We start from the raw sequence: 21,813 nt of genomic DNA, 5'->3' as shown, positions 1-21,813 counted from the left end.
AATATATCTTTAACACAGAACAAGCCCGGGACTTAATGCCTCGGGCTTGTTTTTGTGTTAATCATCGATTATTGAGTACGAACGTATTATAATAAGCTTTTCAAAGCCGAAATCTTATTGGTGAGGTTGAACAAACAATTAAATACGTAATATATCATATTAACACTTTAGATTATTGTGATGTAAGTTTGTATAGTGTTTGTTGAGCAAGTTGATTCGCTTCTTTATTTTGTTTTCGTGGAATCCATTTCACAAACATCAAATCAAAACTTTGCTCTAAGATTTCTATGTTTTCAAAATAAACTTTAAACTTAGCATTTTTAACTTTACCTTGTAGCATACTATCTTCAATTAATTTTGAATCAGTATAAAGTAACGCGTTAGATACTTTTAATTCGCGTGCGTGTTCCAAAGCGTGCAACATTGCTGCCCATTCTGCACTATGATTATCCATTTCACCTAAATCATGGGTAAATGTATATCTTTGTGAATTTTCTTTTATAATAATCGCACAAGCACTTCGGCCGGGATTTCCTTTAGTCGCAGCATCAAAATGTATTTTAGTCATTACTTTTACTCCTCTTCAGAATTGTCTACTCGCTAAAATGTATCTATTCTATTGTATCAAACTAAAAAGACGAAACGCTAAAAATTAAATCAAAAACAAACAGAACCTAAGATAACATATATACTACAGGTTCTGCTAACAAATAGGGCATTGATGTCTATATTGAGCCCTTATATTAAGATTTATTTAACTTTGGTCGTACGTCCTATCATTGAAAATTTCACTTGGAATTTCTACGGACAAATCAAATTGAATTTCGAAGCTAGTTCAGCACAAGGAATTCTGTTTCGTTTTTTTGTTTATCTACATATCGAATACAATAAATATTAATACCCATTATCTAATTGTTCTATCTTTCCTTTTCGATATAGTGACTTAGCAATATATCCAAATGGTACATTAAAAATTGTTGACACTAATTTTAACAGGTAAGTTGTAATAAATATTTCAAAAACAGCAGTACCTGGCATAGTACCAATAAAAGCAATTGAAACAAATAAACCGGTATCAATGATAGAACTTAAAATGGTACTACCATATGCTCTAATAATAAAGGTTTTATCAGAGCTAAATATCTTTTTAATCATACTGAATATAAATACATCAATATGTTGGCCTATGATATAAGCAATAATGGAACCTATAGCAATTCTAGGCACTAAATCAAAAATCATTTTTAATGAGTTTTGCGCATTGTCTACTGGAGCAGGAATAAAATGCAATGACATTTGCATGACTATAATCATTACTAAGGTTGAAGAGAAACCAAGCCACACTGCTCTTTTAGCAACTTTACGACCATAGATGTCATTTAATATATCAGTAGCTAAATATATAGAAGCAAACATGACATTTCCAAGTGTAGCCGTAATACCAAAAATATGAACTGCTTTTATGACTTGTATATTAGCGATAATCGTTCCTATTGCTACCCAAGCAATTAGTCCTTGTTTACCAAAGCAACGATACATCAGTACCATTAAAGCGAATGTAACAATAAATGACGCAATACCAAATATTTCATTATACATATCATTTTCCTCCTAAATTTTGTTAAAGCGGGTGTTTAGAAACCGCCAAAATTAACTATACTAGTTTACTTAAAATTTATCTTTAATGCAATGCTAAAAAAGAAGAGTAAATAAATATTAACTTAAACCAACATCTAAGTTATCAATTTTCTCAAAACTAAAATTGATTATTTCAAATTCCCAACTTATAAATGCTATAATACAAACATGTGAAATGAGTATATATTATAAATAGTCTATAGCTAAGGGAAGTGGAAGCTATACTCACTTATACAGAACAACAAGCAATTCAACACATCGACCAATTGATGAATATTTATTGTCACCAATGTCCATTAAAAAAGCACAATAGAAAAACTCACGGTAAAACACAAGCACATCATTTTTGTATAAATGAATGCACGGTCGGTAAACAAATTAAACAAATTGGTAATGAGTTACAATAGGAGGATGTCACATGGAGATTATAGCAATTTCAGAAACACCTAATCATAATACAATGAAAGTTTCTTTGAGTGAACCACGTCAAGATAACTCATCTACAACATATACTGCCGCTCAAGAAGGTCAACCTGAATTTATTAACCGATTATTTGAAATAGAAGGTGTTAAATCAATATTTTATGTTTTGGATTTTATATCAATTGATAAAGAAGATAACGCTAACTGGAATGAATTATTACCACAAATAGAAAACACGTTCGCTAAAAGCAATTAATTTTCTATATAGAACAATTAGAAACAATTTATAGTAGAGGAGCATTTTATGATGAATGGGTACGAAGCTTATATGAAAGAACTTGCACAACAAATGAGATCTGAATTAACAGACAATGGATTCACAAGTCTTGAAACGAGTGATGATGTCAATCAGTATATGCAAAATATAGATAATGATGATACAACATTTGTTGTAATCAACTCAACATGCGGTTGCGCTGCAGGATTAGCGCGTCCAGCAGCTGTTGCAGTTGCAGAACAAAATGAAGTAAAACCAGATCATAAAGTAACCGTATTTGCTGGTCAAGATAAAGAAGCAACACAAACAATGAGAGATTACATCCAACAAGTTCCTTCAAGTCCCTCATACGCATTATTTAAAGGTCAACATTTAGTTCATTTTATACCTCGAGAACATATTGAAGGACGCGACATCAATGATATAGCTATGGATTTAAAAGATGCTTTTGACGATAATTGTCAATAAACTTAATATTGTCTAATAAAATAGCTATGTCAAAGAATCACTAAAACTAATATCATTCACTAGAGTGGGACAGTCGATTCAACATGAATCCTGTCCTATTTTTTTCAATTACAATCATACTTATATATTAAATGTAATTGTTCTTTAACTCATTCTATTTGATTACTTTCTCTACCAACGATTATGTAAAAAATTGAGGTGCACCATTCATGTTTTTAGCTTGGAATGAAATAAAAAGAAATAAAATTAAATTCAGTTTAGTCATTGGCATATTAGTACTTATAAGTTATTTATTATTCCTACTGTCTGGACTTGCAAACGGCCTTATTAAAATGAATACTGAAGGTATAGAAAAGTGGAATGCAGACGCTATCATATTAAAAAAAGATGCTAATCAAACTGTAGAGCAATCCTTATTCAATATATCCAAAGTCCAAAAAACTTATGAACAATCAACCACATTAAAACAACAAGGGGTCATTATCTCAAACCATCATCAGGAAGAAAACGCGTTACTTTTTGGCGTTACACACAAATCATTTTTAATCCCTCCTATAATTAAAGGTCATCAACTTGAGAGCTCAAATGAAGTAGTCATTGATCAAACATTAGCTGATAAGGGGTTCAAAATAGGTGACATCTTATCTTTATCCCAATCAGATGAAAAGCTAGAAGTGGTAGGTATTGTAGAAAGTGCTAAATATAATGCTTCACCCGTGCTATTCTCTAATAATAAAACCATTGAGAAACTTAATCCCAAATTATCAAAAGATAAAACAAATGCCATAGTAGTCAAAGACTCAAATTGGAAAAATCATAAACTTAACAAAGATTTAGAAAGTATTTCAATCTCGCAGTTTATTAAAAATCTTCCTGGCTATAAAGCTCAAAATTTAACTTTGAACTTTATGATCGTTTTTTTATTTATAATTTCAGCAACAGTTATTGGCGTATTCTTATATGTTATAACGCTCCAAAAAACACACTTATTTGGTGTACTTAAAGCACAAGGTTTTACTAACGGCTATTTAGCAAAAATGGTTTTTGCTCAAACTTTCATATTATCTTTAATTGGAACAATCATTGGATTTCTCTTAACACTATTAACAGGTACATTTTTGCCTAGTGTTGTTCCAATTCATTTTAATTTATTAACGATGTTGATATATGGAATTGTTCTTATCATTATTTCTTTATTAGGCAGTCTATTTTCTGTTCTGTCTATAATAAAAATAAATCCACTTAAAGCAATTGGATAGAAAGGAATCATAAACATGTTAGAGTTCAAACAAGTGAGCAAATCTTTCAGAGACGGCAATCAAATAATTCAGGCAGTAAAACCTACCGATTTAAAAATAATTCAGGGTGAACTGATTGCTATTGTGGGACCCTCAGGTTCAGGGAAAAGTACATTTTTAACTATGGCTGGCGCCTTACAACGACCTACTTCAGGAAATATTTACATCAATAACAAAAATATATCAATATTATCTGAAAAGCAGTTATCAAAAATAAGGATTAACGAAATAGGTTTTATATTACAATCGACGAATCTCGTGCCTTTTTTAACAATCGAACAACAATTCAAACTTCTTGGCAAATATAAAAAAGATACATTAAGTGAAGATGGATATCAAAAGTTGGTTAAACAGCTAAATTTATCGGATATTACCAATCAATTACCAAATCAAATATCCGGTGGTCAAAAACAGCGTGTGGCAATAGCTAAAGCTATCTACACAAATCCATCAATCATACTAGCAGATGAACCTACCGCTTCACTAGATACGAATAATGCAATGGCTGTAATGAAAATACTTCAAGAACAAACGAAAGAAAGAAATAAAACATGTGTGATTGTTACTCATGATGAACGTTTAACTCATTTTTGTGATAAAACATATTTCATGGAGGATGGACTTCTTTCACTCCAATAGAAATAAAATATTCACAATTACTTGCATTTCATATTTGAAATTCCCGAGTCAACATTTGTTGTGACTCGGTTTTTTTATAAAAAACAGTCCATTGAGTCTTTAAAAAATCTTATGTAAGAAAATTTCACAACTCAAATTCATATTGTCAAGATCGAACAACCAATTCAACACATTCCTATTTATTAACTTGTTTTATATGAGATATTTTACATAAAAGGTTTAAAATTTTATAAACTCAAAACCCTCTCTCTTCTATCGATACATCTTTTCTAGTATAATGTTCATTAATATAATACATATTTTTATAAGGAGTTGTACGCATGTATAATCCATTCGACGAAGCTTATCATGGCTTATGCGAAGAGATATTAGAAATAGGGAATAGACGCGATGATCGCACACATACAGGGACAATTTCCAAATTTGGGCATCAATTGCGTTTCGATTTAACCAAAGGGTTTCCTTTACTTACAACCAAAAAGGTTTCTTTTAAATTAGTAGCAACTGAATTATTATGGTTTATTAAAGGAGATACAAATATTCAATACCTTCTTAAATATAATAATAATATATGGAATGAATGGGCTTTTGAAAATTATGTTCAGTCTAATGATTATCATGGACCAGACATGACAGATTTTGGGCATCGTTCTCAGCAAGACCCTGAATTTAACGAGCAGTATAAAGAAGAAATGAAAAAATTTAAAGAACGTATATTAAACGATGATGCATTTGCTAAAAAATATGGCAACCTAGGGAATGTTTATGGTAAACAATGGAGAGATTGGGAGGATAAAAATGGTAATCATTATGATCAATTAAAATCAGTTATACAACAAATTAAAAACAATCCAAACTCTCGACGACACATTGTTTCAGCATGGAATCCTACTGAAATCGATTCAATGGCATTACCACCTTGCCACACAATGTTTCAATTTTATGTACAAGAGGGTAAATTAAATTGTCAATTATATCAAAGAAGTGCTGATATATTTTTAGGTGTTCCCTTCAATATTGCAAGTTATGCTTTATTGACACATCTTGTTGCAAAAGAATGTGGACTTGAAGTGGGTGAATTCATTCATACGTTTGGAGATGCACATATTTATTCCAATCATATGGATGCAATACATACACAATTATCAAGAGAAAGTTATCGACCACCTCAATTAAAAATTAATACAAATAAATCAATTTTTGATATTAATTATGAAGATTTAGAATTGATAAATTATGAATCACACCCTGCTATTAAAGCACCTATTGCGGTATAAAAAATGCATTAATATTTCGCATACAGAAAGGAGGTATACCATGACATTATCGATAATTGTCGCTCACGATAAACAAAGAGTCATTGGGTACCAAAATCAATTACCATGGCATTTACCAAATGATTTAAAGCATGTTAAACAACTGACCACTGGAAATACACTTGTAATGGGACGAAAAACTTTTAATTCTATCGAGAAACCACTGCCAAATAGACGTAACGTCGTACTCACTAACCAAGCTTCATTTCACCATGAAGGGGTAGATGTAATAAACTCTCTTGATGAAATTAAAGAGTTATCTGGTCATGTTTTTATATTTGGAGGACAAACGTTATTCGAAGCAATGATTGACCAGGTAGATGATATGTATATCACAGTAATAGATGGGAAGTTTCAAGGAGACACTTTCTTTCCACCGTACACATTTGAAAACTGGGAGGTCGAATCTTCAGTGGAAGGTCAACTAGATGAAAAAAATACTATACCGCATACATTCTTACATTTAGTGCGTAGAAAAGGGGAATAGGAGGCAATTATGGCTAAACAAATTATCGTCACAGATTCAACCTCTGATTTATCACATGAATATTTAGAACAACATAACATTCATGTTATACCATTAAGCCTGACAATCGACGGAAAATCTTACACTGGTCAAGTTGATATCTCTTCAAGTGAGTATATCGATTATATTGAAAATGATGCAGACGTCAAAACAAGTCAACCATCTATTGGTCGATTTATTGAAACATATGAGCAATTAGCTCAAGATGACGTTGAAATTATAAGTATTCATCTTTCGTCAGGTTTAAGTGGTACTTATAATACTGCTGTTCAAGCGAGTCATATGGTAGATGGTAATATTACAGTGATTGATTCTAAATCTATTTCGTTTGGGTTAGGCTATCAAATTAAGCAAATTGTTGAATTAATAAGTCAAGGTACATCAACAGAAAAAATAGTGGAAGAAATGACACAATTACGTGATAACTTGCAACTGTTTGTGGTTATCGGTCAGCTTAATCAACTCATTAAAGGTGGAAGGATAAGTAAAACAAAAGGTTTAATTGGAAACATTATGAAAATTAAGCCAATCGGAACTTTAAGAGATGGTCAACTTGAACTAGTGCATAATACCAGAACTCAAAACTCTAGTGTCCAATATTTAAAAAAAGAAATTACAGATTTTGTTAAAGATCACAAAATTAAATCAATAGGGATTGCTCACGCCAACGTTAAAGATTTCGTTGATAAAATCAAAAAATCATTTACAGAATCATTTGATTTTAACCAATTTGATATTAATGTAACAACTCCAGTGATTTCGACGCACACTGGACAAGGTGCAATTGGACTTGTGGTATTAAGAGATACGTTGAACTAAGTTGTCACAAAATCACATATAAGATTCTGAGTTAAATACTTTAAATTCCCGACAATATAGCGTAAATTTAAACAAACAGATAACTTAAGGAGGGAATATAACATGGCATATGCGACACTAGCTGGAGGTTGTTTTTGGTGCATGGTTAAACCCTTCACCTCATATCCTGGAATAAAATCAGTCGTTTCCGGATATAGTGGAGGACATGTAGAAAATCCAACATACGAACAGGTATGCACAAATCAAACAGGGCATGTGGAAGCAGTACAGATTGAATATGATCCTGATATTACAACATTTGAAAATATCTTAGACGTATATTTTAAAACATTTGACCCGACTGATGGCGGAGGGCAGTTCTTTGATAGGGGGGAAAGCTATCAACCTGTCATTTTTTATCATGATGAGAATCAACGCAAAGCTGCCGAGTTGAAGAAACAACAAATTGACGAAGAGGGTATCTTTAAAAAACCGGTTATCACACCGATTAAACCATATAAAAATTTCTATCCTGCAGAAGAATATCATCAAGATTACTACAAAAAGAATCCTACGCATTATGAACAATACCAACGTGGATCTGGTAGAAAAGCATTTATTGAATCACACTGGGGGTCTCAAAATGATTAAAAAAAACAAAGATGAACTGAATGACATAGAGTATCTAGTCACTCAAGAAAATGGTACTGAACCTCCTTTTCAAAACGAGTATTGGAATCACTTTGAAAAAGGAATTTACGTTGATAAATTGTCAGGCAAACCATTATTTACTTCAGAGGATAAATTTGAATCTAATTGCGGTTGGCCAAGTTTCTCCAAAGCATTAAATGATGATGAAATCGTAGAACTTGTTGATAAATCATTTGGTATGATTAGAACTGAAGTTCGATCAGAAAAAGCGAATAGCCACTTGGGACATGTTTTTAATGACGGACCTAAAGAAAAAGGTGGATTAAGATACTGTATTAACTCTGCTGCGATTCAGTTTATACCTTATGATAAACTAGAAGAGTTAGGATATGGAGATTTAATTAAACATTTCAAAAAATAGGAGTGCATTTACATGTTTAAAAAGTTATTTGGAAAAGGTAAAGAAATTGACAAAAACATTAAAATCTACGCACCTTTGACAGGTGAGTATGTCAAGATTGAAGATATTCCTGATCCAGTCTTTGCGCAAAAAATGATGGGAGAAGGCTTTGGTATTAATCCTACAGAGGGTGAGGTTGTTTCACCGATTGAAGGCAAAGTCGATAATGTTTTTCCAACAAAACATGCTGTAGGGTTAAAAGCCGAAAATGGATTAGAGTTATTAGTTCATATCGGATTAGATACCGTTCAATTGGATGGCAAGGGGTTTGAAGTACTTGTTGAAAGTGGGGATGACATTAAAATAGGTGATCCTCTTATACGTTTTGACTTAGAATATATTAATAATAATGCAAAATCTATTATTTCCCCTATTATTATTACAAACTCTGATCAAACTGAATCAATTCATATTGAAGACGTACAAGCAGTAGTTAAAGGGGAAACACAAGTTATTGATGTGACAGTAAACTAATGGTTAAGAATTATTCATTTTATCAATTTATTATGACCGTGCGTGGAAGAAAAGATGATAAAGGGGTTTTTGCTGAGCAAATTTTTGAAGACCTTGCCTTTCCAAAACACGAAGATGATTTTAATACATTATCTGAATATATTGAGACACATAGCGAATTCACCCTACCAATGTCTGTATTTGATGACTTGTATGATGACTATACGGAATGGTTGAAGTTTTAAATTCTTTTCATTAATAAATATTGATAGAGCCTGGGACACGACTCATTGTCTCAGGTGTTTTAATGTAAAGGGATTCAAACTCTACACTTTTTTAGTTATAACTTTTGTTTGACGTACACAGAATAATTACACTGTTTTCTCAATGAAACATACGTTTAATATAGTAATTTTTAGCATGTACTACTCAAGCCTCATGTGATTTTTACTTACATACATCATAATTAAAAATATTCGAATACATACAAGATGAAAATTCCTCAATAACTTGTTAATGATTAAGTATAAATATAACCATGAATTTATATTTTGTATAACTCAATATGAACGTATAAGGATGTGATACCATGAATGATCATCAAAAAAATCATGCAACATATCAAGATGATAATACAAAGTCAACACCGTCTAAAAATAGCAAGCAAATAAAAATTAAATTATGGCATTTCATACTCATTATTTTGGGCATTATTCTTTTAACATCTATCATAACTGTAGTATCAACTATTTTAATTAGCCATCAAAAAAGTGGTTTAAATAAAGAACAACGTGCAAATTTAAAAAAAATTGAATATGTCTATCAAACACTTAATAAAGATTATTACAAAAAGCAAAGTTCTGATAAATTAGCTCAATCTGCCATAAATGGTATGGTTAAAGAACTGAAAGATCCATATTCAGAATATATGACTGCTGAAGAAACAAAACAATTTAATGAAGGTGTATCAGGTGATTTCGTTGGCATAGGTGCCGAAATGCAAAAGAAAAATGAACAGATAAGTGTTACTAGTCCAATGAAGGATTCACCAGCAGAAAAAGCTGGTATTCAACCTAAAGATATCGTCACACAAGTAAATCATCATTCGGTAGTCGGTAAACCACTTGATCAAGTTGTTAAAATGGTCAGAGGTAAAAAAGGAACATATGTTACTTTAACTATAAAACGTGGTTCGCAAGAAAAAGATATTAAGATTAAACGTGATACCATTCACGTTAAAAGTGTAGAGTATGAGAAAAAGGACAATGTAGGCGTTCTAACAATCAATAAATTCCAGAGCAATACTTCTGGTGAACTCAAATCTGCAATCATCAAAGCGCATAAGCAAGGCGTCCGTCATATCATTTTAGATTTGAGAAATAATCCGGGTGGTTTATTAGATGAAGCAGTCAAGATGGCAAACGTCTTTATTGATAAGGGAAATACAGTCGTTCAATTGGAAAAAGGTAAGGATAAGGAAGAATTAAAAACTTCTAATCAAGCACTAAAACAAGCAAAAGATATGAAAGTATCCATCTTAGTTAATGAGGGATCAGCTAGTGCTTCAGAAGTGTTTACAGGTGCTATGAAAGACTATCATAAAGCTAAAGTTTATGGTTCTAAAACATTTGGTAAGGGTATTGTTCAGACCACTCGTGAATTCAGTGATGGTTCATTAATTAAATATACAGAAATGAAATGGCTAACGCCAGATGGCCATTATATACATGGTAAAGGAATTAGACCAGATGTTAGTATCTCGACACCAAAATACCAATCACTCAATGTCATTCCAGATAACAGAACTTATCATCAGGGTGAAAAAGATAAAAATGTTAAAACGATGAAAATAGGTCTAAAAGCTTTAGGTTATCAAATTGATAATGAAACAAACATATTTGACGAACAATTAGAATCCGCTATTAAAACATTTCAACAAGACAATAATTTAAAAGTTAATGGCAATTTTGATAAAAAAACAAATGATAAATTTACTGAAAAACTTGTTGAAAAAGCGAATAAAAAAGATACTGTTTTAAACGATTTACTAAACAAACTAAAATAAACTTGCGAGAAAACCATTAAACGAAAAGAACGCATTCAACTCTTTAAGTGTAATATCATTCTTAAAGAGTTGGATTTCTTAAATTTAATAACCATTCACGTTTGAATTAAGAGCCTGAGACATATAGTATATGTACAGGCTCTTAATCATATCTGATAATTCTGATTAGTTGGAAATACAACTTTTATAAAAGTTATTCCTATTAAGGTATGGTCCCAATCATTTCTTAACATTTTCAGATTTTCGTTAATTGATTGAGTCTTGAAAGTATCAATATGATTTAAATTTATTGTTACCACTCGTTAAAATTTAAAAAAAGAGGTGTTTTAGTAAGATGATTAGATTAGCAACTAAAGATGATTTACTTAGTATTACTCAATTAGTCAAAGAGGCTAAACAGATTATGGAAGAATTCAACAACAACCAATGGGATGATGAATATCCCGCGAAAGAGCATTTTGAAGAAGACATCGAAAATAAAACACTATACGTTTTAGACGTTGATCATACAATTTATGGTTTTATTGTTATCGACCAAAACCAATCGGAGTGGTATGATGACATTGATTGGCCTGTTAATCGAAATGGAGCATACGTTATTCACAGATTAGCTGGATCAAAACAATATAAAGGTGCTGCGACTGAACTTTTCCAATTTGCCATGGACTTAGCAAATGAACATGATATTCATGTCATTTTAACGGATACATTTGCCCTCAATAAACCTGCTCAAGGATTATTTGAAAAGTTTGGTTTTACTAAAGTTGATGAGATAGAGATAGATTATCATCCTTTTGATAGAGGGGCACCTTTTTATGCTTATTATAAAAACATATAAGAATAGAGGTTGTAATTATGACAAAAATTGCATATACAGGTGGAGGAACAGTAGGACATGTTTCAGTGAATTTAAGTTTAATTCCTACTTCGATTGAAAAAGGACACGAAGCATTTTATATTGGTTCAAAACATGGTATTGAAAGAGAAATGATAGAGTCACAACTTCCTAATATTCAATACTATCCAATATCAAGCGGTAAATTACGTCGTTATCTATCCTTTGAAAATGCAAAAGATGTCTTTAAAGTTTTGAAAGGAATTTTAGATGCACGTAAAATACTTAAAAAACAAAAACCAGACTTACTCTTTTCAAAAGGTGGTTTTGTTAGTGTTCCGGTAGTTATAGCCGCACGTTCTTTAAAAATTCCAACTATCATACACGAATCAGATTTAACTCCTGGATTAGCTAATAAAATTTCTTTAAAATTTGCTAAGAAAATATACACAACCTTTGAAGATACACTTGCATATCTTCCAAAAGATAAAGCTGATTTTGTTGGAGCTACTGTACGTGAGGACTTAAAACAAGGGAATAAAGAAAGAGGTTATCAACTCACTGATTTTGATAAAAACAAAAAAGTGTTATTGGTCATGGGTGGAAGTTTAGGTAGTAAAAAACTTAATAATATCATTCGTCATAATATTGAGGCACTTCTCCATGATTATCAAATTATACACTTAACTGGAAAAGGACTTGTTGATGACTCAATTAATAAAAAAGGTTATGTTCAATTTGAATTTGTTAAAGACGACTTAACTGACTTATTAGCAATCACTGATACTGTTATAAGTCGCGCAGGTTCTAACGCAATTTATGAATTTTTAACGCTGCGAATACCGATGCTACTCATCCCCTTAGGACTTGATCAATCAAGAGGAGATCAAATTGATAATGCTAAAAACTTTGAATCTAAGGGTTATGGTCGTCATATTCCTGAAGATCAACTTACAGAAGTTAACTTATTGCAAGAATTAAATGATATTGAATTACATCGTGAATCTATTATTAAACAAATGGAAACATATCAAGAGAGTTACACGAAAGAAGATTTATTTGATAAAATTATTCATGATGCATTAAACAAGTAGGGGGCACCTATAATGAATCGATGGAAACGCATTTCATTGCTGATTGTTTTTACACTTATTTTTGGTATAATAGCTTTTTTTCATGAGTCAAGGCTTGGAAAATGGATAGATAACGAAGTATATGAATTTATTTATTCATCTGAAAGTTTCATTACCACATCTATTATGTTAGGTGCAACAAAAATTGGTGAAGTTTGGGCAATGGTTGCGCTATCCTTATTATTAGTTGCCTACCTTATGCTAAAACGTTTCAAGATTGAGACATTATTCTTTGTAATAGTAATGAGCTTATCTAGTACACTCAATCCACTATTAAAGAATATCTTTGATAGGGAACGTCCAACATTATTGCGTTTAATTGACATTTCCGGCTTTAGTTTTCCAAGTGGTCATGCTATGGGCTCAACTTCATTCTTTGGAAGCGCTATATATGTAATAAACCGTCATGATTCGGGTATCTCTAAAGGCGTGTTAATCGGTTTATGCGCACTTTTCATTTTATTAATATCAACTTCTAGAGTATACCTAGGCGTTCATTACCCTACAGATATTATTGCCGGCATTATTGGTGGTGCCTTCTGCATTGTTTTATCAACGTTAATATTAAAAAAACAACTCGCTGTATAAAGAAGCGCGGTTGGAATTTTAAATTAAATAGGTATTGACCAAACCACTGAAATGATTGTGAGTAAACAATGATTTTAGTGGTTTATTTAGTATATTCAAATCGGCGTTTTTAAATAAATATTGTTTGTAAGCTCAATGTTAATAATATTTATCTTATATTAATTTCTTTGTTTTCATTTTTGTTAATAAAAGACTTAAAATGTTGTCTTATAAATGTTTTAAGTCTTTTGTTTTTTGAAAAATTACAAACAAAAAATTTTGATTTACGAAAACTTAAATTTGAAAAAAGTTTACTTTAATAGCGATTACTTATACTGAACTTGTGATTAAATCTTCAAAGGAGCAAAGACATGATACAAATCAAGGATTTAAACAAAGTTTACGACAATGGTAGTCACGCAGTTAAAGATTTCAATCTAGATATTGAGGACAATGAATTTGTAGTATTTGTAGGACCTTCGGGATGTGGGAAATCAACAACGTTACGTATGATTGCAGGACTTGAAGATGTGAGCAAAGGGACAATTAGTATCAACGATCAAGTAATCAATGATTTACAACCTAAAGATCGTAAGATTGCTATGGTCTTTCAAAACTATGCATTATATCCACATATGACAGTTTATAAAAATTTAGCTTTCGGCTTAAAAATGCGAGGAATCAAGAAGAAAATTTATGACGAAAAAATTCAACATGCAGCTCAAATATTAGAAATTGAAAACCTCCTCGACCGTAAACCTAAAGCCTTATCTGGAGGACAACGTCAACGTGTGGCACTTGGTCGAGCTATCGTTAGAGAAGCTCAAATCTTTCTCATGGATGAACCACTTTCTAATTTAGATGCTAAATTACGAAGTAACATGAGAAGCGAAATTATAAAAATACATAAACAAATGAAAGCAACAACGATTTACGTGACACACGACCAAACTGAAGCTATGACAATGGCATCACGTATCGTCATATTAAAACAAGGCGAAATACAACAAATTGGTACGCCTGAAGAAATTTATCGTCATCCTGTCAATGAATTTGTTGCCACTTTCATTGGTAGCCCATCAATGAATATGGTTCCAATGACCTACAACATGGATGCTTGGTACTTCGATGGACAAAAAGTGGCTGATGCTACATTACTTCAACTTGCATCGCATGCACAATACAGACTTGGTATACGACCTGAAGACTTACATCTTGTTAATGATAACGAAATAAGTAATTATCCAATCCAACTTTCTCAATTCACTGTAGACTTAGTTGAGTTAACTGGTTCATACAAATTACTTCACTGTCATCACAATGAGCATAAAATCATAGCAGCTGTAGATAGTAATTTGGATTTTGAATTAGGACAAACAGTTTCCTTCGGTATAAAAACGGAAGATGGACACTTTTTCGATTCTGATTCAGGCGAAAGAGTACAAGAGGAGGTTTTATCATGAGTAAAAACAAAAAACAAAGCCTTCAATCCGCTCATCAAAAACCTTTGTTAAAAAGAATGTGGGAACACAAAGTACTTTACTTAATGATTTTACCTTGTTTACTCTTTTTCTTGATTTTCAACTATATTCCAATGACAAGTCTTGTTCTGGCATTCAAAGATTTCCGCTTCGATACTGGTATCATCGGCGGTGATTGGAAAGGGCTATACTATTTTAAACGCTTTTTCTCTGACCCTCGCTGTATTCAAATTATTATGAATACGCTAATTATAAGTGGCATGAAATTGATTTTAGCTCTACCATTTCCAATTATTTTAGCCATTATGTTTAACGAAATTAAAGATTCTAAATTAGGTAAGATTAGAGGTTTATTTCAAGGCGTACTTTACATCCCTCACTTTTTATCTTGGGTTGTAGTTATCGGTATTTTCAAGAAATTACTCGCTCCAGATGATGGACTTATGAATCAACTGATCCATCAATTTGGTGGCGACGGGTCGACTTACTTTATGATGAACCCTGAGTATTTTCACACCATCATGTTTTCTAGTTATATATGGAAGAATGTAGGCTGGGATTCCATTATTTATTTTGCAGCAATTATGAGTATTAATCCTGAAATTTATGAATCAGCTGCGATTGATGGCGCGAATCGTTTCAAACAAATTATACATATTACCTTACCTATGTTAACGCCAACAATTGTTATCTTATTCATCATTTCTCTAGGCGATTTTTTAAAAGCAGGATTCGATCAAATTTACCTACTCAAAACACCAGGTAACGCTAACGTTTCAGAAATACTGGATACATTTGTGATTCGTACTGGTATTGAACAAGGCGATTTCAGTTACGCAATTGCGATTAGCCTATTACAGGGTGTGATAGGACTTATCGCTGTCGTCATTATTAATAAATTCGCAGATAAGAAACTGGATACATCACTATATTAAGGAGAATGTACATGTTTAGAAAGTCTATGCTCATCTTAATGATTGCAGTCATTTTGTTCGTAACAGCATGTAGCAAAGATAAAACGCAAGATGAAGCGAAAAGAGAAGCAGATGCTAAAGGTAAACCAGATACATGGATTGCAGATAGAAAACTTAAAGGACTTGTGTTTCAAAGTGATAACGATGCCTCCCCTAAAATGAATAAAGAAGTCGCTCAAGAACTTAAGAAAAAGACTGGCATCACGTTAGAACTTCAAACCGTTTCTAATGAAGATTCCACAGAAGCATTAACTTCAGGACTCGCTTCAGGAGATTTACCCGACTTCATCGTTTATTACTTAGACGATAGTGGACGACCTGAAATGAAAGTACTAAATAAAGCAGCGAAACAAGGTCGACTCACAGACTTAACGAAAATGCTTAAAAACACAAAAATTTATAGTAAGTATTTCAAAAAAGGATATTTACCAAAAGATACGAAAGATAACATCATGTTTAATAAAGAACAAGATGGAACGTACCTTGTACATATGGGGATTAACCGTCATCCAGGACAAGAAGAACGTCGCACTGTAGGTGGTCCTTATGTCAGAAAAGATATCATGGATAAACTTCATATCGACCCTGCTTCTATCAAGACGTCCAAAGATGTAGAAAAACTTGCTGAAAAGATGAAAGAACACCACTTCAAAGATGATAATGGTAAAGAAATCACACCTATTGGCCCAACAGCATGGGGCGGTGACGATCGTACTAGATTCTATAATGACCTTGTGTGGACTGGTCAGTCTGATGAGAAATTTTTAAATAAAGGTAAGAAAATTATACATGAATCACAAACCGAATATCCACTTAAACGTGTACATTACGTTAAAGACCTTATGAAGAAAGGCTTAATGACAAAAGAGTTCTATACAATGGAAGAAAATAAAGCAAAAGAAGGACTCGTAAATGGCTCATGGGGCATTGTTTCAGATTTACATAACTATGTTACTGAAAATCAAAGTATGAAATACGTTCCACTTGGGCCACTCAATACAGTCAAAGGTAAATTTAGAGTTGAAAAGCCATATAAATCAGGCGCAAACGGTTGGGCTGTACCAAGTACGACTGAACATCCTGAAGACGTCGTTAAACTCGCTGATTTCCTTGCAAGTCGCAAAGGTAAATTACTCGGTCAGTACGGTATTAAAGGACGTGACTATACGTTAGATAAGAAAGGTAACCCTCATGTTAAACCTGAAGTGTTAAAAGAAGTTGAAAATAATCCATACGAAGCTAAAAAACGTGGTTTTAGAGGTGCGGGTTCTTATTGGGCAGATCATCTTGGTTATACTGATATAGATAATAAAGCTGATTTCGGTGAAACTGAATACGGAGATAATACAAAAACGAAAAAGACGACTCCTGAAAAGATTGCTGATATGTGGCATTATGATGAAAGACAGAAACACGCCAAAATCGTAAACGGACTCACAGTAAAGTCATTCTTATCTAAATATGAATATGGCGAAGATTTAGAAGTTGCACTCGATGATTATAGTGACGCTATTAAACGTGCTTATTATTCTCAATCAGACAAGGAAGCGAAACAAATTATTGATAGTGCTAAGCAACGTTTAGAAGAGGCAGGCTTAAATCAATTTGAAAGATACGTTGAAAATCAAAGAGATAAAAAAGGAACTCAAATTATTTATTAAGAGGTGGCAGAGACAATGAAAGTTTCACAAGATAAAAGTGCGCTTGTCATTCGTATTATCTCATTAATCATTATTATTGGTTTAGTAATCACAATTATCCTCCCGATGATTAATATCTTTGCCTTAGCATTTAACTCTGGGGTAGATGCTCAAAAAGGTGGCATCACTTTCTACCCGCGTAAATTTTCACTAGATAATTTTAAGGAGATATTTAAACAAGGCACGTTATTAAATGCATTATTTATTAGTATCGCAAAGACAGTCATAGGAACGATACTAAGCGTCATATTAACAGCTATGGCTGCATACGTTCTAACAATCAAAAGTTTACCGTTTCGAAGAATCATCTCATTCTTCCTAGTCTTTACGATGTTATTCAGTGTCGGTGTTGTACCACTTTATATCCTATTAAATCAACTTCATTTAACTGATACATTCTGGGTATACATTTTACCGTCACTTTATAGCGTTTATAACATTTTAATTATGCGTACATTCTTCAATCAATTACCTAGTAGTGTGATTGAAGCCGCTAGAGTAGATGGTTGTAATGACTTTCAAATCTTTTGGAAAATTGTCTTACCCATGAGTAAACCCGTGGTGGCATCAATTACATTATTTAACGCCGTGAGTCAGTGGAATGATTGGTTTACAGGTGCATTCTTCGTACGTAATCCAAACCTCAAACCGTTAGCTACTGTTTTACAAGATATGTTAACGAAACAAGCTGCCATTGCAGATGCTTTAAAACAAAAGTCAGGTTCATATGCGATGTTAGACAAGTTGACAATTACAGGGGACTCAATGCAGATGGCAATGATTGTACTATTAACAATTCCAGTATTATTCCTCTTCCCATTTGTTCAGAAGCATTTTGTAAAAGGTATAACTATCGGTTCGACAAAAGAGTAAAGGAGACGAAACAATGACTACAATTCTACAATTAAGCGATTTACATATTGGGCCACACAATGATGAAAAAGATCAAAAAACTTACGATTTAATTCATCATATGATGACACACTATCAACCTGACATCACAGTATTAACAGGTGACCAAATTTGGTCTGAAGGCGTCATTGATTCAGGTCGCGTTTATAAGAAATTAATGGAGTATTTAAATCGATATGATACGCAAATTGCAACGACATTTGGTAATCACGATACAGAGGGGCATCTCAAACGTTCAGACTTACGCGCTATTGAGGACCAATATTCTACCAACTATGTACAGAAAAATCATAGCCTCATTGTTGATGATAAAGAAGCTTATACAATAGAAGTTGTAAACAACGATACAGTCACACATGTGCTTTATGTTATTGATGGAGGAGATTATAATCCATTTGGCATAGGTGATTATGATTTTATAAGACCTGAACATGTGAATTGGCTTAGGGAAACACATCAAGCTTATCAAACTCGATTTCAACACAACTTTCAACATAACTTATTATTTACACATATTCCATTACAAGAATATAGAGAAGTTGAGAATATTGGTGAATATCATGGCATTTTCAATGAACCTATTGCGTGCTCAAAAATTAATTCCGGATTATTTAGTCAGATGTTACTAAACGGTGATATTGAAGGTATGTTCTGCGGTCATGACCATGACAATGATTTTACGATTAATTTATATGGGATTCGCCTTAGCTTTGGTCGTGTTGGTGGTTACAATACTTATGGTGATTTACAACGTGGGGCTAGATTAATTGAGTTGCAACCTGACGCTATATATAAATCGAAAGTGTTAGAATTTGATGATCGTTTCTAAAAGAACTTTTCGGTCATTATACATTCCTATTTTAATAGAACAACTTTTCATACTCATCATGGGTCAAACTGATACATTGATGTTAAACAGCTATAGCACTGATGCCGTTGCTGCTTCGGGAATGATAAGCCAAATACTCATGCTCATCACGTTTCTGATTACAATCATTCATGTGGGTACAAATATACGTATTGTTCACTTGAAGGAACATCAACCTTCAAGTATTTCACAAGAGATTTATCATAATTTGTTATTCAATAGCATAGTATCTATCGTATTTACGATTGTGATTGGGATCGCATTCGAACTTATCTTACGACTTTTTCAGGTACCTCAAGATATATTCAAACTGACCTATCAATTTGGAATGATTATATTGAGTGTACTCACTTTAACGACCTGTCACATGTATATTGGTACTGTATTACGTGTCATGAATCATGCATCATCAGCTACACGCATTACTATCATTAGTAATGTGACTAATATCATTTTGAACGGTATCGTACTCTTTATTATTCCAGAATATGTAGGTAACCCTGTATTAGGTGTCGCGGTGGTAACAGCGTTCAGTCGTTTATTGGGATGTACTTTAGCTTTAATTGCGCTGATACAAATTTTCCGTCCATTCAAGCATTACTTCAAGCTGAGCTGGAAGAAAATATATCAGGTTTCGACATTAGGTATCCCAACAGCAGGTGAACAAATTTCTTATAATTTTGCACAGACATTTACAACTGCATTTATTGCGATGTTAGGCACTCAAGTCATCGCTGCGAAATCTGTTTCTACTGTTTTAAGCGGCCTGTCTTTTAGTTGTGCTATGGCATTTAGTGCTGCTAGCCAAATTTATTTAGGAAAATTTATATCCCGTCGACGTTACCGTACTTTAAAGAAAGTTGTTATAAAAAGTATTTGGTTTAATATCACACAATCTTTCATGATTATGACGTGTGTATTTATAGGATTTATAGTGTGTGGACGTTGGATAACACACGACTTACAAACCTATCATTTAATCATTTACTATCTTGTTATACTTTTTGGATTAGAACCGATACGTGCAATTAATAATCTAATTGTAGATTTATTAAACGTGACAGGGGATGTACGTTATCCAGTCACCGTGAGTGTTGTGACCACATGGTTGTTATTATTACCTGGAAGTTATCTATTAGGGATTCATTGGAGATTAGGTTATACAGGAATTATTTTAGTGAGTATTGCTGATGAAGCGCTGAGATTTATCATTATGTATCTTAGATGGCGAAATGATCGTTGGCAAGCACGAATGAAGCAGATTGGAGTATAGATAATTATGTATAAAAGAAATGAACGTTTGAATCTTATTCGTAAACGTGTTGATCAGTACGGACAGGTGGCAGTAAAAGATTTAGCTATATTCTTACAAGTTACGCCTGAAACCGTGAGAAAGGATTTAGAAACCTTAGAAAACGATAAACTGATTACACGTACACATGGAGGTGCGATACAATACAATCATATTAATAAAGAGAAATCATATGCGAATAAGTGGCAGAAACAATCACAAGTAAAAGAGCGTATTGCTAAGAAAGCTGCTTTGCAAATACAGTCTGGAGAAATTATTGTCATCGATGGTGGAACCACAACAGGGCGAATTCCTCAATATCTCAATGATATTACTCAGACCACGATTGTGACGAATTCTCTGAAGATTGCGGATGAATTGAATCGTGCTATAGAGGAGCAACGAATTCAAGCAGAAGTGATTATGCTTGCTGGAAAGACGAATACTGAACAAGATGTTGTGCGCGGGCATATGACGAATGAGTTATTACAACGTTTTAAATTTGATAAAGCTTTTATTTCATGTGGTTCGTTTGATACGAGTGATTGTTATGAATTTGATCTGGAAGAAGCGCATGCAAGTCACATTATGATTCAAAAAAGTCAACTGAGTTATCTCTTAGCGGATAGTAGTAAGCGAGATGCGCATGCGTCGTATCGTATTGATGGGTTTAGCGAAATTGATTATATGATTTCTGATTATGCTAAACCTCAGAATATAGAATATTTTAATCAGAAGCATTGGTTACAGATTTAACTTATAGAAAATGAAGCCTGAGACTTCGTCTTTTTTAAATAAAAGAAGACGCCTCAGGCTTTATTTAATTTTACGAATGGTAACACCTGAGGCTTTGCCCAAGTATAAGTGCCACTAGCAATGAATATTTTTTTCGTTGCAGTGGCACTAAAAAACAGCAGACCTCAAGTGTCAAAGGCCTACTGCTTTTATTGAAACGTCCTATCTTAACGTTAGTCTTTTACGGGCATATAAAAGGGGATAGTTGAAAATGACCAATCCAAAAGAACAACTTGTATGTGGGG

At 32.9% G+C, this 21,813-nt stretch carries 25 protein-coding genes; 23 read left to right on the top strand and 2 right to left on the bottom strand.

Translation table 11 applies throughout. The features are described from left to right. Positions 1 to 172 precede the first annotated feature (172 nt). Entirely contained in the window at positions 173 to 568 is a 396-nt protein-coding gene (locus HMPREF3058_RS01140; protein ID WP_002490944.1) for a ribonuclease HI family protein, read from the bottom strand. Positions 569 to 894: 326 nt separating this feature from the next. Then, positions 895 to 1,599, bottom strand: coding sequence for a queuosine precursor transporter (locus HMPREF3058_RS01135; RefSeq protein ID WP_002446448.1), 705 nt, complete (start codon positions 1,597 to 1,599; stop codon positions 895 to 897). Positions 1,600 to 1,850: 251 nt separating this feature from the next. Here HMPREF3058_RS01135 and HMPREF3058_RS01130 point away from each other — a divergent pair, with 251 nt between their 5' ends. From HMPREF3058_RS01130 to HMPREF3058_RS01020, 23 genes are all read left to right on the top strand, one after another. Beyond that, on the top strand, positions 1,851 to 2,045 hold the full coding sequence (locus HMPREF3058_RS01130; RefSeq protein ID WP_002446447.1) for a zinc-finger domain-containing protein: 195 nt from the start codon (positions 1,851 to 1,853) through the stop codon (positions 2,043 to 2,045). Positions 2,046 to 2,056: 11 nt separating this feature from the next. Beyond that, a complete protein-coding gene (locus HMPREF3058_RS01125; protein ID WP_001831110.1) occupies positions 2,057 to 2,317 on the top strand; it encodes a NifU N-terminal domain-containing protein in 261 nt (86 codons plus the stop codon). Between the two features lie 51 nt (positions 2,318 to 2,368). Then, complete coding sequence (brxA, locus tag HMPREF3058_RS01120; protein ID WP_002499426.1) at positions 2,369 to 2,806, top strand: bacilliredoxin BrxA; 438 nt, start codon at positions 2,369 to 2,371, stop codon at positions 2,804 to 2,806. 209 nt (positions 2,807 to 3,015) lie between these two features. Continuing rightward, complete coding sequence (locus HMPREF3058_RS01115; RefSeq protein WP_002490974.1) at positions 3,016 to 4,065, top strand: ABC transporter permease; 1,050 nt, start codon at positions 3,016 to 3,018, stop codon at positions 4,063 to 4,065. 15 nt (positions 4,066 to 4,080) lie between these two features. Next, on the top strand, positions 4,081 to 4,743 hold the full coding sequence (locus HMPREF3058_RS01110; protein ID WP_002457669.1) for an ABC transporter ATP-binding protein: 663 nt from the start codon (positions 4,081 to 4,083) through the stop codon (positions 4,741 to 4,743). A gap of 320 nt (positions 4,744 to 5,063) precedes the next feature. After that, positions 5,064 to 6,020: a thymidylate synthase gene (locus HMPREF3058_RS01105; RefSeq protein ID WP_002502095.1), complete on the top strand. Its 957-nt coding sequence runs from the start codon at positions 5,064 to 5,066 to the stop codon at positions 6,018 to 6,020. Positions 6,021 to 6,060: 40 nt separating this feature from the next. Continuing rightward, positions 6,061 to 6,546: a trimethoprim-sensitive dihydrofolate reductase DfrC gene (gene dfrC / locus HMPREF3058_RS01100; protein WP_002490971.1), complete on the top strand. Its 486-nt coding sequence runs from the start codon at positions 6,061 to 6,063 to the stop codon at positions 6,544 to 6,546. Between the two features lie 9 nt (positions 6,547 to 6,555). Next, complete coding sequence (gene fakB2, locus HMPREF3058_RS01095) at positions 6,556 to 7,404, top strand: fatty acid kinase binding subunit FakB2 (RefSeq protein WP_070731045.1); 849 nt, start codon at positions 6,556 to 6,558, stop codon at positions 7,402 to 7,404. Positions 7,405 to 7,506: 102 nt separating this feature from the next. Then, positions 7,507 to 8,034, top strand: coding sequence for a peptide-methionine (S)-S-oxide reductase MsrA (msrA, locus tag HMPREF3058_RS01090; protein ID WP_002490983.1), 528 nt, complete (start codon positions 7,507 to 7,509; stop codon positions 8,032 to 8,034). Continuing rightward, a complete protein-coding gene (gene msrB, locus HMPREF3058_RS01085; RefSeq protein WP_002446440.1) occupies positions 8,027 to 8,455 on the top strand; it encodes a peptide-methionine (R)-S-oxide reductase MsrB in 429 nt (142 codons plus the stop codon). Before msrA ends, msrB begins: the two co-directional genes overlap by 8 nt. A gap of 12 nt (positions 8,456 to 8,467) precedes the next feature. Further along, complete coding sequence (locus tag HMPREF3058_RS01080; RefSeq protein ID WP_002490987.1) at positions 8,468 to 8,968, top strand: PTS sugar transporter subunit IIA; 501 nt, start codon at positions 8,468 to 8,470, stop codon at positions 8,966 to 8,968. Continuing rightward, positions 8,968 to 9,192, top strand: coding sequence for a YozE family protein (locus HMPREF3058_RS01075; protein ID WP_001831241.1), 225 nt, complete (start codon positions 8,968 to 8,970; stop codon positions 9,190 to 9,192). The genes HMPREF3058_RS01080 and HMPREF3058_RS01075 overlap by 1 nt, the downstream gene beginning before the upstream one ends. Before the next feature lie 344 nt (positions 9,193 to 9,536). Further along, on the top strand, positions 9,537 to 11,012 hold the full coding sequence (locus HMPREF3058_RS01070; RefSeq protein WP_002490979.1) for a S41 family peptidase: 1,476 nt from the start codon (positions 9,537 to 9,539) through the stop codon (positions 11,010 to 11,012). A 334-nt stretch (positions 11,013 to 11,346) separates the two neighbouring features. After that, positions 11,347 to 11,850, top strand: coding sequence for a GNAT family N-acetyltransferase (locus HMPREF3058_RS01065; protein WP_002446437.1), 504 nt, complete (start codon positions 11,347 to 11,349; stop codon positions 11,848 to 11,850). Positions 11,851 to 11,867: 17 nt separating this feature from the next. Then, positions 11,868 to 12,941 (top strand): undecaprenyldiphospho-muramoylpentapeptide beta-N-acetylglucosaminyltransferase, encoded by a 1,074-nt coding sequence (locus tag HMPREF3058_RS01060; RefSeq protein ID WP_002490994.1) that lies wholly within the window; start codon positions 11,868 to 11,870, stop codon positions 12,939 to 12,941. A 12-nt stretch (positions 12,942 to 12,953) separates the two neighbouring features. Continuing rightward, the gene (locus tag HMPREF3058_RS01055; protein ID WP_002476105.1) at positions 12,954 to 13,568 is read left to right on the top strand and encodes a phosphatase PAP2 family protein; all 615 of its coding nucleotides are present in this window, start codon (positions 12,954 to 12,956) and stop codon (positions 13,566 to 13,568) included. A 350-nt stretch (positions 13,569 to 13,918) separates the two neighbouring features. After that, positions 13,919 to 15,010 carry an ABC transporter ATP-binding protein gene (locus HMPREF3058_RS01050; RefSeq protein ID WP_002490937.1) on the top strand — a complete coding sequence of 364 codons (1,092 nt, stop codon included), beginning with the start codon at positions 13,919 to 13,921 and terminating at the stop codon, positions 15,008 to 15,010. Beyond that, positions 15,007 to 15,963: an ABC transporter permease gene (locus tag HMPREF3058_RS01045; RefSeq protein WP_002491009.1), complete on the top strand. Its 957-nt coding sequence runs from the start codon at positions 15,007 to 15,009 to the stop codon at positions 15,961 to 15,963. The genes HMPREF3058_RS01050 and HMPREF3058_RS01045 overlap by 4 nt, the downstream gene beginning before the upstream one ends. An 11-nt stretch (positions 15,964 to 15,974) precedes the next feature. Further along, on the top strand, positions 15,975 to 17,663 hold the full coding sequence (locus HMPREF3058_RS01040; protein WP_002490959.1) for an extracellular solute-binding protein: 1,689 nt from the start codon (positions 15,975 to 15,977) through the stop codon (positions 17,661 to 17,663). A gap of 15 nt (positions 17,664 to 17,678) precedes the next feature. Next, positions 17,679 to 18,575, top strand: coding sequence for a carbohydrate ABC transporter permease (locus tag HMPREF3058_RS01035; RefSeq protein WP_001830948.1), 897 nt, complete (start codon positions 17,679 to 17,681; stop codon positions 18,573 to 18,575). Positions 18,576 to 18,588: 13 nt separating this feature from the next. Beyond that, positions 18,589 to 19,443, top strand: a complete 855-nt coding sequence (locus HMPREF3058_RS01030; protein ID WP_002490984.1) for a metallophosphoesterase family protein — start codon at positions 18,589 to 18,591, stop codon at positions 19,441 to 19,443. After that, entirely contained in the window at positions 19,430 to 20,755 is a 1,326-nt protein-coding gene (locus HMPREF3058_RS01025; protein WP_002490939.1) for an MATE family efflux transporter, read from the top strand. Before HMPREF3058_RS01030 ends, HMPREF3058_RS01025 begins: the two co-directional genes overlap by 14 nt. A gap of 6 nt (positions 20,756 to 20,761) precedes the next feature. Continuing rightward, positions 20,762 to 21,529 carry a DeoR/GlpR family DNA-binding transcription regulator gene (locus HMPREF3058_RS01020; RefSeq protein WP_002446428.1) on the top strand — a complete coding sequence of 256 codons (768 nt, stop codon included), beginning with the start codon at positions 20,762 to 20,764 and terminating at the stop codon, positions 21,527 to 21,529. The last annotated feature ends 284 nt before the right edge of the window (positions 21,530 to 21,813 follow it).

The organism is Staphylococcus sp. HMSC068G11 (assembly GCF_001815825.1).
In the GTDB taxonomy this organism is placed as follows: domain Bacteria; phylum Bacillota; class Bacilli; order Staphylococcales; family Staphylococcaceae; genus Staphylococcus; species Staphylococcus epidermidis.
Note: the sequence above shows the minus strand (reverse complement) of the source record. Positions and strands in the feature narration are given on the sequence as shown.

Excerpts from the sequence above, each read along its gene's own strand:
- HMPREF3058_RS01140 (WP_002490944.1), bottom strand. The coding sequence starts at position 568 with ATGACTAAAATACATTTTGATGCTGCGACTAAAGGAAATCCCGGCCGA.
- HMPREF3058_RS01135 (WP_002446448.1), bottom strand. The coding sequence starts at position 1,599 with ATGTATAATGAAATATTTGGTATTGCGTCATTTATTGTTACATTCGCT.
- HMPREF3058_RS01125 (WP_001831110.1), top strand. The coding sequence starts at position 2,057 with ATGGAGATTATAGCAATTTCAGAAACACCTAATCATAATACAATGAAA.
- brxA (WP_002499426.1), top strand. The coding sequence starts at position 2,369 with ATGAATGGGTACGAAGCTTATATGAAAGAACTTGCACAACAAATGAGA.
- HMPREF3058_RS01115 (WP_002490974.1), top strand. The coding sequence starts at position 3,016 with ATGTTTTTAGCTTGGAATGAAATAAAAAGAAATAAAATTAAATTCAGT.
- HMPREF3058_RS01110 (WP_002457669.1), top strand. The coding sequence starts at position 4,081 with ATGTTAGAGTTCAAACAAGTGAGCAAATCTTTCAGAGACGGCAATCAA.
- HMPREF3058_RS01105 (WP_002502095.1), top strand. The coding sequence starts at position 5,064 with ATGTATAATCCATTCGACGAAGCTTATCATGGCTTATGCGAAGAGATA.
- dfrC (WP_002490971.1), top strand. The coding sequence starts at position 6,061 with ATGACATTATCGATAATTGTCGCTCACGATAAACAAAGAGTCATTGGG.
- fakB2 (WP_070731045.1), top strand. The coding sequence starts at position 6,556 with ATGGCTAAACAAATTATCGTCACAGATTCAACCTCTGATTTATCACAT.
- msrA (WP_002490983.1), top strand. The coding sequence starts at position 7,507 with ATGGCATATGCGACACTAGCTGGAGGTTGTTTTTGGTGCATGGTTAAA.
- msrB (WP_002446440.1), top strand. The coding sequence starts at position 8,027 with ATGATTAAAAAAAACAAAGATGAACTGAATGACATAGAGTATCTAGTC.
- HMPREF3058_RS01080 (WP_002490987.1), top strand. The coding sequence starts at position 8,468 with ATGTTTAAAAAGTTATTTGGAAAAGGTAAAGAAATTGACAAAAACATT.
- HMPREF3058_RS01075 (WP_001831241.1), top strand. The coding sequence starts at position 8,968 with ATGGTTAAGAATTATTCATTTTATCAATTTATTATGACCGTGCGTGGA.
- HMPREF3058_RS01070 (WP_002490979.1), top strand. The coding sequence starts at position 9,537 with ATGAATGATCATCAAAAAAATCATGCAACATATCAAGATGATAATACA.
- HMPREF3058_RS01065 (WP_002446437.1), top strand. The coding sequence starts at position 11,347 with ATGATTAGATTAGCAACTAAAGATGATTTACTTAGTATTACTCAATTA.
- HMPREF3058_RS01060 (WP_002490994.1), top strand. The coding sequence starts at position 11,868 with ATGACAAAAATTGCATATACAGGTGGAGGAACAGTAGGACATGTTTCA.
- HMPREF3058_RS01055 (WP_002476105.1), top strand. The coding sequence starts at position 12,954 with ATGAATCGATGGAAACGCATTTCATTGCTGATTGTTTTTACACTTATT.
- HMPREF3058_RS01050 (WP_002490937.1), top strand. The coding sequence starts at position 13,919 with ATGATACAAATCAAGGATTTAAACAAAGTTTACGACAATGGTAGTCAC.
- HMPREF3058_RS01045 (WP_002491009.1), top strand. The coding sequence starts at position 15,007 with ATGAGTAAAAACAAAAAACAAAGCCTTCAATCCGCTCATCAAAAACCT.
- HMPREF3058_RS01040 (WP_002490959.1), top strand. The coding sequence starts at position 15,975 with ATGTTTAGAAAGTCTATGCTCATCTTAATGATTGCAGTCATTTTGTTC.
- HMPREF3058_RS01035 (WP_001830948.1), top strand. The coding sequence starts at position 17,679 with ATGAAAGTTTCACAAGATAAAAGTGCGCTTGTCATTCGTATTATCTCA.
- HMPREF3058_RS01030 (WP_002490984.1), top strand. The coding sequence starts at position 18,589 with ATGACTACAATTCTACAATTAAGCGATTTACATATTGGGCCACACAAT.
- HMPREF3058_RS01025 (WP_002490939.1), top strand. The coding sequence starts at position 19,430 with ATGATCGTTTCTAAAAGAACTTTTCGGTCATTATACATTCCTATTTTA.
- HMPREF3058_RS01020 (WP_002446428.1), top strand. The coding sequence starts at position 20,762 with ATGTATAAAAGAAATGAACGTTTGAATCTTATTCGTAAACGTGTTGAT.